The 13,365-nt window shown below is 50.1% G+C and carries 10 protein-coding genes; 2 read left to right on the forward strand and 8 right to left on the reverse strand.

The annotated features are described in order from the left end of the window. Positions 1-109 precede the first annotated feature (109 nt). The 4 genes from hsdR to L6468_RS11430 form a co-directional block, all read right to left on the reverse strand. A complete protein-coding gene (hsdR, locus tag L6468_RS11415; RefSeq protein WP_237793332.1) occupies positions 110-2,428 on the reverse strand; it encodes an EcoAI/FtnUII family type I restriction enzme subunit R in 2,319 nt (772 codons plus the stop codon). Beyond that, positions 2,425-3,063 carry a putative polyvalent protein kinase domain-containing protein gene (locus tag L6468_RS11420; protein ID WP_237793333.1) on the reverse strand — a complete coding sequence of 213 codons (639 nt, stop codon included), beginning with the start codon at positions 3,061-3,063 and terminating at the stop codon, positions 2,425-2,427. Before L6468_RS11420 ends, hsdR begins: the two co-directional genes overlap by 4 nt. A 99-nt stretch (positions 3,064-3,162) precedes the next feature. Further along, entirely contained in the window at positions 3,163-4,320 is a 1,158-nt protein-coding gene (locus L6468_RS11425; protein ID WP_237793334.1) for a restriction endonuclease subunit S, read from the reverse strand. Continuing rightward, a complete protein-coding gene (locus L6468_RS11430) occupies positions 4,317-6,035 on the reverse strand; it encodes a class I SAM-dependent DNA methyltransferase (RefSeq protein ID WP_237793335.1) in 1,719 nt (572 codons plus the stop codon). Before L6468_RS11430 ends, L6468_RS11425 begins: the two co-directional genes overlap by 4 nt. Before the next feature lie 566 nt (positions 6,036-6,601). On the opposite strand from L6468_RS11430, the gene L6468_RS11435 reads away from it, so the two are divergent. Together L6468_RS11435 and L6468_RS11440 are read left to right on the forward strand one after the other, a co-directional pair. Next, positions 6,602-7,150 carry an HU family DNA-binding protein gene (locus L6468_RS11435; RefSeq protein ID WP_237793336.1) on the forward strand — a complete coding sequence of 183 codons (549 nt, stop codon included), beginning with the start codon at positions 6,602-6,604 and terminating at the stop codon, positions 7,148-7,150. Positions 7,151-7,361: 211 nt separating this feature from the next. Continuing rightward, on the forward strand, positions 7,362-7,460 hold the full coding sequence (locus tag L6468_RS11440) for a smalltalk protein (RefSeq protein WP_176756895.1): 99 nt from the start codon (positions 7,362-7,364) through the stop codon (positions 7,458-7,460). A gap of 60 nt (positions 7,461-7,520) precedes the next feature. On the opposite strand, the gene L6468_RS11445 is transcribed toward L6468_RS11440, so the two are convergent. The 4 genes from L6468_RS11445 to L6468_RS11460 are packed head-to-tail and all read right to left on the reverse strand — an operon-like array spanning position 7,521 to position 13,354. Then, entirely contained in the window at positions 7,521-7,859 is a 339-nt protein-coding gene (locus tag L6468_RS11445) for a DUF2149 domain-containing protein (RefSeq protein ID WP_091818846.1), read from the reverse strand. Between the two features lie 19 nt (positions 7,860-7,878). Next, entirely contained in the window at positions 7,879-8,481 is a 603-nt protein-coding gene (locus L6468_RS11450; protein WP_237793337.1) for a MotA/TolQ/ExbB proton channel family protein, read from the reverse strand. 20 nt (positions 8,482-8,501) lie between these two features. After that, a complete protein-coding gene (locus tag L6468_RS11455) occupies positions 8,502-9,068 on the reverse strand; it encodes a hypothetical protein (protein ID WP_237793338.1) in 567 nt (188 codons plus the stop codon). Between the two features lie 2 nt (positions 9,069-9,070). Beyond that, complete coding sequence (locus L6468_RS11460) at positions 9,071-13,354, reverse strand: cobaltochelatase subunit CobN (RefSeq protein ID WP_431356700.1); 4,284 nt, start codon at positions 13,352-13,354, stop codon at positions 9,071-9,073. Positions 13,355-13,365: the final 11 nt, after the last annotated feature.

A 13,365-nucleotide genomic window follows, 5' to 3' on the forward strand; every position in this document is an offset into this window, starting at 1 on the left:
GAAGACAGGTGGAAAATCATGGTGACAAATCTGCGATTCACATCGCACTTTTCAGAATATAGAATAATTTAGTTCGCAAATGGATGAATGGAGGTGACTCTGGGATAGATTAACCATACAGCCTTTGCTGGAACTCCTTAAACGTCTGACGTGCCTGAGAAACTCCGCCCAGCGAAGAGATGCCCTCTGGCACAGAACCGAACTTCAATTCAAGCTGTGTTTTCAGTTTATCCATTCTCAGTTCGTCAACACCCGAACGGATATAGGCATTGACAAGATATTCGACGAATTGTTTCTGCGACGCTGACAACGTGTCGTAGTAGTCCTTGATTCGCTCTGCACGCTCCTGACGCTCAATGGGTGTGGTAGCATAGGCAATATACTCCAGCACATCCATCAGGTCACTCTTCTCGGCATCAATGATTCTGCGAATATCTTTCAAGACTTCCTTGCCATATCCAGCTTCATCGAGCTTCTCAAGTAATGCCTCGCGCGTATCGGGGTCGGCCCATTTCTGATGCAGGTCTTCACTCGAAGAGAAGAAATCTGGCAGTCGGCCAAACATCTCCTCGATGAACTTCTGCGAACTGACGGGCTTGCCATCGGCACCCCAGAACATGATATCATTGATAAACCTTATCCTGCGGGCTCGACCATCAGACAGTCTAACTTCCAGAATCGTAGGCACGTCTGGTTCGGGCTCTGGCGTGTCATCACGCGCCACCACAGGTTTTTCTTCTGGTATCTCGTAAACCACCTCTCTATGCTTCTTGACGCATGTACACGGATTATTGCCACACTTGGGACATACGGGCTCACCGTCCCATCCGGGGTCTGAGTATTTCAGATAGGCCTTCACGAAATCCCAAATGGTGAAGTAATACTTTCCGTCATAGATACGTGTGCCACGGCCTACAATCTGCTTGTATTCTATCATCGAGTTCACAGGACGCATCAGCACGATATGCCTGACGTTGCGCGCATCCACGCCTGTAGATAATTTCTCAGAGGTAGTCAGGATGGTGGGAATGGTCTTTTCGTTGTTCTTGAATTCTTCCAAGAAAGCCTCGCCAATCTCACCATCATTGGCTGTCACTCTTTCGCAATAGCCTTTCTTCTTCCTGTAGGCATTAATCATATCCCTGACCTCAGCCGCATGGGCTTGGGTGGCACAGAATACGATAGCTTTCTCTGTTTCGTCTATCTTGCTCAGGAACTCCTTTACGCGGGCTTCATCCCTCTGACGAATCTTGATATTCCCCTTGTAGAAGTCCTCTTCGGTATAGACCTTTCCCTGTTCCACATCGCCACTGATCACCTCATCATCGGGAGAGTAGATATAGTTATCGATGTTGCTCATCATGTTGATATGACGGAAAGGCGTCAGGAAGCCATCTTCGATACCCTGTTTCAGGGAGTACTCATAGGCATGATACGTGAAATACTGATAGGTATTCACGTTCTGGTCTACGCGAGGTGTTGCTGTCAGTCCCAGTTGCACGGCAGGCTTGAAATAATCCAGGATGCTGCGCCAGTTGCTCTCGTCGTTGGCACCACCTCGGTGACACTCGTCGATAATCACCAGGTCGAAGAAATCCTCGGGGTACTGTCCGAAATAAGGCGAGTCATCAGGGCCACACATAAAGGTCTGGAAAATGGTGAAGAAGATGCTGCCATTGGTAGGCACGCCACCGTTCTTAGCTACGGTGCCGGGCTTGATTCTCACCAGCGCATCTTTCTTAAATCCACCAAAGTCTATCATGGCCTGCTTAGCCAGCGTGTTTCTGTCGGCAAGGAAGAGGATCCTTGGGCGTGTGCCTGTATGCTTCAGGTTCCAGCGTGCCTCAAACAGTTTCCAAGCTATCTGGAAGGCAATAAACGTCTTTCCCGTTCCAGTGGCAAGAGTCAGCAAGATGCGCTTCTCACCTTTTGCAATGCCTTCAAGCACGCGTCTTACAGCCAGTTCCTGATAGTATCGGGGTTGCTTCACACCATCACTATAATAAGGTATGGTGTTGAGCTTATCGCGCAAATCATTCGATGAGCCATACACGCGTTGCCACAGCTCCTCGGGCGATGGATACAACGTTACGAAATGCTCTTCGTAGCTCTGTCTATCCATTTCCCAGATATCGTTGCCATTGGTGGCGTATGTATATCGGATACCCAGCATGTCGGCATACTCCTTGGCCTGAGCCACGCCTTCGCTGTAGCTCAGCTCGTCGCTCTTTGCCTCGACGATAGCCAACTTCACGCCTTTGTATATCAGCACATAGTCAGCACGCTTGGGCTTGCCCTTCTGACTCCTACTGATCTTACCTCTCGTAAAGGTATACTCGGTGGTGATGCGACTGCCTTCTGTCACACCCCATCCTGCAGCTTTCAGCTTTGGGTCTATCTTGTGTAGACGGGTATCCGATTCGTTCATATCTTTGCTATTTCTGCATCTATAACATACATATCACCATCTTGGTCAACTAACACGTTTCGTGGAACAACATCCCAAACCATAAAATCATTGTTCGAGAAACGCCCTGGTTCACCATTTTTATCAAACCCGAGAGCCGACATATAAGTATCAATCATTATCTGTGTAGCAGGTTTTGCTTCACAAATACGTTCCTGTTCTAATACAGGCATAATGGTTCTTCCATCATATCCTGTAAAGCCATGTAATCTATATGCTGTATTAGGAAATATCAGATTATGAAGTAAAATCTTATCAAACAATTTGCATATTCCACCACTATTTAGCAGGTTATTTACTTTGAAAATAGTAGTTTCCGAGACATACGTATCATTTTCATTGCCACTAGGACCGGGGGTTCCTAAATCGAATACATCGTCCATAGGAATCCATATACCTGCGTCCTTAGCCAACTGCTCGGCAGCACGCTGTTCTATTTCGAAGCGAGTTCCATTTGCTTTGCCATTTCCAGATTTCTCCTCATGTATTCGGCAAAGTCTTTGGAGTTCATTGGAGACTTCTTGAATTCTACGATTTTCTTCATCGTACGCTCCATTGCTTCCTTGTGAAACTGATTCAAATATGTCATCATTCATTCTGTTTTTTCTGCAAAAATACAATTATATTTTAAAATTACAACATTTTTAGGCCAAAATCTGCAATTAATTGCAGTTATTTCACCTTTAAATATTTCATCATTCAAACACTTGTCGTAATAATGCTTGTTTCAGGGCATCGCACTCGGCGATGGTCTTCTGCAGTACCTCCTCCAACTCACGGACATGAGCGGAGAGAGAATCGAGACGAGTGACAATACGCTGTTGCTCGGAGAGAGGGGGGATTGTGAGAGGCATTTCCTCAACAATACCAGCATTAATATTTAGCATGGTTGCTCCAGATGCGCTTTTCAACAAATAGTTCTTACATACTTCTGATTGAAACAACATCTGCATGAAAGCATTATCTACCTTAGCTTTAAACCTTACAAAAAGAGACCCCGTTCCGCAAAGGAAACCATCTTCATTTGATGAAACTATTGCACATCGTCCAATCTCACCTCGTCTGGCAAAGATAACATCATTTGTTCTCAATAAATAAGCTGATAGTTCTTTTGCTTTTTCCTCGGAGATAGTATAATCATTATTTGCAACTATCTTACCTTCAATCATGTGAATAGGATTAACCAAGGGAATGCCATCACTAATATAGTCCTTTTTATGTAGTAAGCTACCAAATGGCCCTATTCTTACCTGTGCTATTTCCTTCAGCTTCTTCTCCTCCCATCCCTCTTTTGGTTCCATAGCCTTAGCGAGTGCTTTTTGGAAGAGGGCACGGGCTTCGCTCAGCTTCTTTTCCGCATTCGCTTTCAGTTCTTCGATATGAGCAAAGGCTGAATCAAGGCGAGAAACAATACGCTGTTGTTCAGAGAATATGGGATATGATATTGAAATATCCATAATCTCTTTCCTGTTTATGGAAGGGAATACAGCTCCTTCCTTACCTTTAATATTATTCTTTTCTGACAAAAGGAAATAAAAAAGATAATCTTTATCGATAAGAGTATTAGGCCTAACAGCAGCTAAGCCACGACCTATACATACTCTTTGAGTTGCAAAGTTTATGTCCCCAACAGGAGCTCTTACAGACATCAAGATGTCATCTTTCATTGCGATTTTTGTTTCTTCTGATGTCCATGTTGTTGGATTACCAATATACTTTATAGTGAACTCCTTTTTCCCTTGATAAAAAGGAGTACCTTTACCCTCATTATTATAAGATTTACCATCAGGTGATTGTCCTGAAATAACTTCACAAACTTCCCCTAACTTCTTATATGTCCACCCTTCTTTCATGCCTCGTCCTCCTCGGAATTATCATCTTTCTGGTATCTATCGGTGATGTCCTCCATCTTTGCAAACAATTCCATGATTGCAGGTCTCAGACGATTTTGTTCCTCTTCACTGGCTCCAACCCTTTTATTTTCGAGTTCAATTACCTGTTTCTCCAAATCGTCATATTCACGCCTCTCTTCTTCTGTCAGACGATATTTTACGATATAGTCAATACTATCCTCGTCCTCGTCCTCCTCAGACAAATATTCTCCAAAGAGACCGTCGTCTTCGTCCTCTGGCCAAAGTGTCTCACCCAGCTTCTCAAAGAGTTCTTCAGCTTTGTGTTCCAACTTTATCAGCGAGTTGAATATCTCTCCTGGCGTGCGCTCGTCCACTTCCTCTACCTTGTGCGGATTCTTCACGCTGAGATCATAGTCCTCACCCAGCGTCGAGACATCCAGCGTCCATGAGTTCTCGCTGTCAGCCTTAGCCTGCTGCAGGTTCAGGAAGTCGGCAAGGTCATTCTCTGTCAGGGGCTGCGTCTTGGTGAAATGCTTATCCAGCTGGTAATACCAAATCTTTTCCGTTGGCTCACCCTTGGTGAAGAAGAGCACCACGGTCTTCACGCCAGCACCCGTAAACACACCACTGGGTAGGTCGAGGATGGTATGCAGGTTACACTCCTCAAGTAGCTTCTTGCGCAACAGCTTGGCGTCACCATTGCTCAGGAAGGTGTTTTTGATAACGATACCGGCACGGCCTCCTGCTTTCAGCATGCGCATAAAGTGCTGCATAAACATATAGGCGGTCTCGCTGCTCTTGATGGGGAAGTTCTGCTGCACCTCCTCGCGCTCACTACCTCCAAAGGGCGGATTGGCCAGGATAACGTTCTTCTGCTCCGATGGGGTGATGTTTGAGAGGTTCTCCGTCAGCGTGTTGGTACGGATGATATTGGGCGACTGCACGCCATGCAGAATCATGTTCATCATGGCGATGATATAAGCCAATCCCTTCAGCTCTTTGCCATAGAAGGTCTTTGTCTGAAGCGTCTCTTCCTCCGAGGCATTCGTCACTTTCTCGTGCATATAGGTATAGGCCTCACACAGGAAGCCAGCACTACCACAGGCGCCATCATAGACGGCCTCACCAATCTGAGGGTTAATGCTCTTTACGATAGTACGAATCAAGGGGCGAGGCGTATAATACTCGCCACCATTACGTCCTGCATTACCCATCTGTTTCAGACGGTCTTCATAGATCTGCGTCATCTCGTGGCGATTCTCTGCTGTCTGGAACTTCAGCTCGTCCACGCGCTCAATCACGTCGCGCAGGTTGTAGCCACTCGATATCTTATTCTTGATATTGGTAAAAATGATGCCTACCTTGTATTCTATGCTATCAACATTGTATTTTTCGGTGAAGTTCTGCAAATAAGGGAACAGCTTCTGGTTCACAAAGTCTATCAGGTCGTCGCCCACCAAGGCTCGCTTTACGTCGTAGTTGCCCTTTTCGTCAAGGGGCATGGCCCACTCGTTCCACTGGTATTCACCAGCGATAATGCGCTCATAGGTCTTCTCTTCCAGTTCTGCAGCCTGTTCGCGCGTTTTCTCCAAATCATCGAAATATTTCAAGAAGAGCACCCAACTCGACTGCTCTACATAATCCAGTGCTGTGCTGCATCCGTCATCATGATGCAGCGTGTTGTCTATTGCCTTAAATGTTGACTCAAATGCCATTATAATGTTTCTAAGTGTATAAAGTGATGCAAAGATAACCATAAAATCTAACATAACCAAATAATTCTTTAGCAAAAAGCCAAAAACATGACGTTATGACTTATGACTTATGACTTTTTGCTAAAAAATAACTGGTAAAGAGGAAGTCTAGATAAAATTGATATTTATATAATATATTATTCATATTATTATATATATTATAATATATATAATAATATGTTTTTAGTACTATCATTTTTAAAAACACCAAAAAGTCATAAGTCATAAAGCATAACGGCATAATCGAACCATCATTACACGCTCTCCTACCCTTTTTATTTTTTGCATTTTTAGCCCGAAAAATACCCCTCAAAAATGGCTGTTTTTTGGATATTTTTTTGACAGTCTCAGATATTTTTCGTACCTTTGCATTGTCAATACGAAGGGGAAAAATAACGCTCTAGTTAGCGAGAAAAATTTTCCTAGTGCACGAGGAAGTTTGGAAGCACGAAGGCGTATTTGAACCGGAAATTGACGCAAAAGAAAATATTTAACAATTTACAATCCATTTAAAACACATTTAGATTATGTCAATGAAAGTAAAAGCAAAAGAACAGTTGCAGAAGGTAGGCACCTACGCTGGTAAGTATCGCTACGTGATGATGCCTGAGTTGTACACCGCCCTCACACAGGACAAGGTAATTAAGGAGGCTGCCCTTCGCAGTGGTGTGAGCCGAGGCGTGATGCAGGCATGCTGGGATGCAGCCGGCGATGTCATCAAGGCATGGGCAACGGAAGGTCACTCGGTGGCACTGCCTGGACTGGGTACCATGCGCTTCGGTCTGCGTGCCAAGAGCGTAGAGACCGTGAACGAGGTAAAGGCAGAGCTGATCACCAGTCGCCGCATCATCTTCACGCCCGACACAGACCTGAAGGAGGAGCTGGCAAAGACCGCCATCCAGATCACCTGTTTCGACCGAGACGGTAACGAGGTGAAGCGCGTCACCTCAACATCGGGCGAAGTGGAAGACCCGGATAGCGGAAACACGGAGTCAGGGAACAACGGAAACACGGAGAACGGCGGCGGCAGTTCTAGCTCCGAATCTGGCAACGGCGGCGGTCCCGTCAATCCTTAAGCCTCGCGCAGAGTTTTAGGTCGCACAGATTTCACAGATTTCACAGATTTTAATTCGCTGAAGCGAATTGTTTATACCAGTGTCATTCTTGTAGTCATAGCCTAAAGTTTTTCTTTAGAAAAATATCTGTGTCATCTGTGTTATCTGTGCGACAATAAAAAATCAGCGTGAAATTAATAATCTATCAGAGTGAAATCAAAACATTATTACCATGAAGAACAAGACATTTTGGAAATTCGCGATTCAGACAGCCATTAGTGTGCTGTCGGCCATCGCAACGGCACTGGGAGTGACCTCGTGCATGGCGTGAAGAAAAGGTAAAAAGGTAAAAACGAAGAGGACTGACATTCTACGTCAGCCCTCTTTTTTGTTACTCCGGCACATAGATAATCTCGCCGTTGTCAAGTTCGTAGGCCACACCCACGCGCTTGCCCTTGGTGCCGTCGGCATTCGACTGGTCATCGCTGGGCGTGTAGCGATTGATTTTCTGTCCCTCCTTGGTGATAATCTCCATGTTGTCCTTGCCTGGGTTCTTCACCATGGTAAAGTCCTCCTGCGAGAACATCTCGGTCATGTTGTAACGGCTGACGAGGGCCACCATCAGGGCGAGGGCAAAGACCATCGCCACATCAAACAGGTTGCTGACCACCGACATGGGGTCGTCGTCCTCGGCCTCCGCAAGCATCGATTTATTTCTTCTTTTCAGCATAATGTTTAATGTTTAATCTTTAATGTTTAATGTTTAATGTACCAAAAAGATCCGCCAGGAACTGCAAATTCACGCTATCGTGGCGATACCAGCGCGTCTTGACCTGCCCTGTGATAAAGCCGATGGCAGCAGAGAAGAGTCCCACGACGGTGGTAGCGAAGGCCACTTGCATGTTGTAGGCCATCGAGGCAATGTCGCCCGTAGAGAGTCCCACGAGGGCAGGACCCATAGGAATGAGCGTACCCATGAGGCCAAGCATAGGTCCCATCTTGGCCAGGGTCTTACTCGTGGCCAGGTCGGCAGCGGCGGCAAGGTCGAAATCAGAGAGCAACTTCTGCAGATGTGCCTCGCTGTCACGATGGTCCATCATCAGGCGGATATAGCGCACCACCAGCGACTTGTCACTCTTGGGCAGACGGTCGGCCAGGGTGGCAAGGTTGTCCTGACTGAGCGCGTCGAACTCGCCCTTGAGCAGGGCCTCGGTCTTACGCACGGCCACATACTGGCCAAAGAAGGTGCCGATGAGCAGCAGGGCACGACAGAAAAGCAGGATGAGCAACACGATGACAGGCACCAAAAGGCCTGTGGAAATCCAATAAAGAATGTCGGTAATGTAATTCATATCGTTTTGTTTGTATTTGTTTATCTTCCGTTGACGGTGGCAATGATGCCAAGGATGGCGATGAGCGCATTAGAGAGGAAAAAGACCTCGAGGCGCAACTCTTTCTCGGGGACGAGCCATCGGACGCCCCAGGTGAGCACAGGAACAAGGATGAAGACGCAGGCGGCCAGCCCGTAGGCTACCACCTGGAAATCGGCACCCGTGAAGAGGAACATGCCTTGTGTCTCGATGTAGAACAGCACGGGAAAGATGAGCAAGCCAGGAAACCAGCGCAGCAGGCGATAGAGCCAGACGGTGCGGCGGCGCACCCTACCCGTATAGGCCAGGTGGACAGCCAGGATGCAGTATGCCATCTGGATAATCACCTCAATGCTGAGGACGACGGCCGTATCGAGCATCAGCTTGGGATTGTTGAGCCAGTCGTGCAACTGACTCTTGCTCTGCTCGATGGCCCACGGCCACGCCACGACCACGAACAGGGCGCACACCACGGCGCTGGCCAGCACATACCACGGTTTGCGGTAGGTCTGCTTCAGCACGAAGTTGAAGCAGACCAGGAATATCATGATGAGAAGTACTGCCTCCATGCCTATTCACTCATGTTTTGACGACGGCGACGCACCAGCAGCGCTATCAGGATGATAAAGACTACGGCGATGGCAACCACAGCCACGCTGTTGACAATCGTAGTAGTGGTGCTGGCAGAGGACATTTCCTCCTTCTTCAGCACCTGACTGTTCTGATTGCTCACCTGCTCGTGGCGCACCTCGCTGATCTGTTGCTGATAGGCTTTTGCTGTTGTGGCATCCACCTTATGGGCGATGAAGTCCTGCAACTTCTGATTGTCGCTCACCATCTGCGAACCGCTGGCGCCATATTTCTTCACCAACTCGGTATGCAGTTGGGCTATATCCTTGAGTTGGGCGTCGCTGGCCTTCCAGTAGCCCTTGCGGGCCGACTCCATCATCACGGCCGTCATCTCCTGCAGGGCGGCAGGGTTCTTCTGTTCGAAGAAGGCGCGCGTGCCCAGGTTGTACTGGTCCTTGACGTAGGTATCATAGATGCCGTCCCACATCTCGTTGTCGATAGCCTCGGGCTTCATCACGTTCCATCCGTAGGTATTCTGAACCAACTCGGCAAAGGTGTTGGCATCGCTGGCGCCACCCTGCATCTTCTCCTTGATATAGGTGGGGTTGAACAGTGTGGTGCGACTCTCGACGCCGATGGCCTCCTTCACCTCCTGCATCCTGGCATGATTGCGGTTGCGATAGTCGGAGAGGTAGGCATCGGGCTCCTTACCCGTGACGTTGCGTACGGCCATGTTCATGCCGCCCATAAACTCATAGACGTGGTCGAGCGACAGGGCGCCCCAGGTGTTAGACTGGCGCGGCTGGATGACGGCATCGGTATTGGCCAGGGCAGCCTCGAAGGCATACTGGCGCATGTCCTCCCACTGGTCTTCCTTACCATAGTAGGCACCCATATTGTTGAGGTAGACCTCAGCCAGTTCCGACTCGTTTTCCCAACGGTCGCTGGCCATCGTCATGCCCTGGATGCCTGTGCCGTAGTTGCCGTTGACACCACCAAACACACGATGGGTACTCACCTCACGGGCTTCCTTGGGCGACAGACCTTTTTCCACCAGCACACGCTCGGCTTCCTTCACGCCCTGTGCCACCATGTTGGGATGCTCCTTATCCTCAGCCTGTGCAGCCATCTCGACGGCACGGGTGATGAGGAACAGACGCGAGGCAGCCAGGTCGCGCAACTGTCCTGAGGTCTGCACCACCACATCGATACGTGGGCGACCCAGTTCCTTAGAGGGAATCAGTCGGATGTCCGTGACACGACCAAAGGCGTCGCGGATGGGTTCTACACCAAGCAGATAGAGACACTGGGCGATGGTAGCGCCACCCGTCTCGATGAACTCGCTGGACCACAGCGTGTAACTCACCTTACGGGGGATGCTGTCGTGATGGCGCTCACGATACAGGCGGATGGTATTCTCGGCCAGTTCCTTACCCTTTTCCCAGGCCTGTTCCGTAGGACAGGTCTCGGCATTGATGCCGTAGAGGTTGCGCCCCGTAGGCACGGCATTGGGGTTACTGATCACGTCGCCACCAGGTGAGGGCGCCGTATAGCCGCCACGCAGGGCGTTGAGCATACTCGTTATCTCGATAGCAGGCGACGTAAGCAGAGCTGTGCGGTAGTTGCCCACATTGCGAATGGTGCGCTCCACCTCGAGTACGGCACGGGAAAAGTCCTTATCCTGCTTGGAGAGCATACCAGCCTCAGCCACCTTGTCGACGATGGCCTGCATGGCGGGCGACATATGCTGCATCTTGCTGTCGGTATGCTTGTCCGTTGTGCCTTTCTTGCCCATCATGGCCTCCTTCATCTTCTTCAACTGTTCAGGGGTGGCACCCATCATCTTGGCCATGGCCAGGGCTTTCTTGGGACTCATAGAAGACCCTCCCCCTGCCCTCCCTGCAGGGAGGGAGTGGTTACCTGGCATCTTGTTTTTCTTCATAGCAGGACTATTTTTCCCTCCCTTCAGGGAGGGTGAAGGGTGGGTCTTTGTTCCCATCGTCATCATCATCGACATCATCTGCTGGGGAGCCGCAAGAATAGAGTCGATATGGTGGGCGCGATGCAGGTCGGATGTGGTGATATGGGCTATCTGACAGACCTCGGTCTCCGTCACCTCACCCTGACGACTGAGCAGTCTGGCTACCAGCGCCTTGGCGGGATTCAGATAGCGGGCGGTGAAGAGCGAGGGATGCTTCTCGGTATCGGCTGCGGCACGATGCTGCATCTTGTCGAGTGCCAGGAGGCTATAGGCGATGGGCTCTGTGGCCATGGCGAAGACGGACGACTGGATGCGGTCCTGCTCGTAGGGCACGCCCAGGGTATAGAACTTACTCGTGATCTTCTCGTTCATCAACTCCTCAGCAAAGGCCTCGATGCGGGCTACCTCAGCCTCGGTATAGGGTTTGGTCTTAATGCTGTCGAGGTGCAATTCGCGATGAATGCCCATCTGGATAGTGAGGGCTTTCACGGCCAGCGATGCCTTGTCGCTGGGAGCCTTGTCGTAGGCCTCGATGGCAGCACTCAACTGACCATACAGTCCGCGCAGGTTGCTCTCCATGAAGGGCGGCGTGAGATACGACACCAGCGAGGCATAGGTGCGACGCTTGGCTATCATGGCCTCGCCCACATTACTGATGGTATAGAGATAGAAATGCGGCAAGGTGCCCACGAGGCGGTCGCTCCAGCAGTTCTGCGACAGCGCCACCTGTTTGCCAGGGGTATATTCCAATGAGCCGTGGGTACCGAAATGGATGAGGGCATCGGCCTTGAAACCCTCCTGCAGCCACAGGTACTGGGCGATATAGGGATATGGCGGAACCGTCTCCGTGCCGTGCACCATCTTGAACGAGTCGCTACCCGTTCCGGCAGGCATCTGCGGCATCAGTACGATATTTCCCAGACGAATAACGGGCAGGCCCAGCGTCTCGGCATCCTTCGCCAGGTAATGACCAGGATACTGTCCGTTGACACGCAGCATCTCGTCGTGCATCTCCTTGGTGAAGAGCGCCTTGGTCCACGTGTTGAAGTCGTGCTTGGTGATGAGCTGCGGCTGTCCCTCGTTGAGGAACTTGGCCTGAGCACCCTCGGCATAGGTGCCAAACACGCTGCCAGAGCGCTGGATAAGGGCGTCGAGTGCCTCGGCCGATGAGGGCAGGTCTTTTACAGTATAGCCATCCTCTCGCATCCTGACCAAGAGATTATAGAGCGAGGGAACCACCTCGAGTCCTGAAGCCGTGAGAGCGTTAGAACCAGGACCCTTGAAATAGACGATGGCCACCTTCTTGTCCTTGTTACTGATGGTCTTCAGCGCCAGGTGCTTGTTCACGGCCTTCACAAACATCGTGAGTCGTTCAGGGATGGTATAGGCCTCAGGCAGTCCGTCCTTGCCCTCGCGGATGGCGAAGAGTACGAAGGGACGAATCATGCCGTCTATCTCAGGGGTGATGATGCTCTGCGACAGGAAGCCGCCCTGCATGCCCTGCTTGTCATTCTCCCACTCTTCCGTCATGCGGTTCACGTTGACGGTAGAGAACAGGGGGATATTCTGCGCTTTCAGATAGTCGACCGCCGCATCACCCAGTCGTCCGTGCGCCATGTTGATGATGGCAGATGGCTGGATGCTGTCGATGGCGTGGGTCTTGATGAGCGTGTTCAGGTCGCGGGTGGCATACACCACATCGCCTGATGCCTCGAGGGCCGCAATCAGGTCGGTAGCATCGCCCATCAACCCCGTAATAAGGATACGTGGGGCATTGCCCTGATGGGGCGCACCCAGGTGATAGAAGAGTTCAGCCTCCTGTTCCTCCACGGGCTCCACCTCGTCGAGGAAGAAGAGTTTGCCGTCCACCTCATTGCGCAGGTAGTTCAGAAAACTGCGGTAGTTCTTCGCTCCACCCGCCGAGAGGTACTGCTTCAGCGAGTCAGCATCCCACTCGTCCATGCTCACGATATTATTCGCAGGGTTCGTCACGGCGGTGGTCAGGATGGGCAATCCCTTATCGGCCAGCGTCTGGATCTGCTGGCGCTGTTCCTCCGTAATGCGCAGTCCCATACCATTAATCACAACGGCATCGTAGTCGCTCCACGAGTCGATATCGTCGAGGGGTGCCACATGCAGGCGGATAAAACTATTGTCGTTGGCCTTCGAAATCTCGCCCAGCGTGATGACCTGGTAGTTGACAAAGGCCACATCCGTCCTACTGCACATGGTGCGCCAACAGGCCGTCAGGATGAAGACGAGGACAGCGGCGAGGAGGCCTAAAAAGATGTATTTCTTCTTGATTTTGATTCTGT

This window comes from Prevotella communis, from assembly GCF_022024115.1.
Classification (GTDB): Bacteria; Bacteroidota; Bacteroidia; order Bacteroidales; family Bacteroidaceae; genus Prevotella; species Prevotella communis.

Coding starts and splice junctions, on each gene's coding strand:
- hsdR (WP_237793332.1), bottom strand. CDS start 2,428: ATGAACGAATCGGATACCCGTCTACACAAGATAGACCCAAAGCTGAAA.
- L6468_RS11420 (WP_237793333.1), bottom strand. CDS start 3,063: ATGAATGATGACATATTTGAATCAGTTTCACAAGGAAGCAATGGAGCG.
- L6468_RS11425 (WP_237793334.1), bottom strand. CDS start 4,320: ATGAAAGAAGGGTGGACATATAAGAAGTTAGGGGAAGTTTGTGAAGTT.
- L6468_RS11430 (WP_237793335.1), bottom strand. CDS start 6,035: ATGGCATTTGAGTCAACATTTAAGGCAATAGACAACACGCTGCATCAT.
- L6468_RS11435 (WP_237793336.1), top strand. CDS start 6,602: ATGTCAATGAAAGTAAAAGCAAAAGAACAGTTGCAGAAGGTAGGCACC.
- L6468_RS11440 (WP_176756895.1), top strand. CDS start 7,362: ATGAAGAACAAGACATTTTGGAAATTCGCGATTCAGACAGCCATTAGT.
- L6468_RS11445 (WP_091818846.1), bottom strand. CDS start 7,859: ATGCTGAAAAGAAGAAATAAATCGATGCTTGCGGAGGCCGAGGACGAC.
- L6468_RS11450 (WP_237793337.1), bottom strand. CDS start 8,481: ATGAATTACATTACCGACATTCTTTATTGGATTTCCACAGGCCTTTTG.
- L6468_RS11455 (WP_237793338.1), bottom strand. CDS start 9,068: ATGGAGGCAGTACTTCTCATCATGATATTCCTGGTCTGCTTCAACTTC.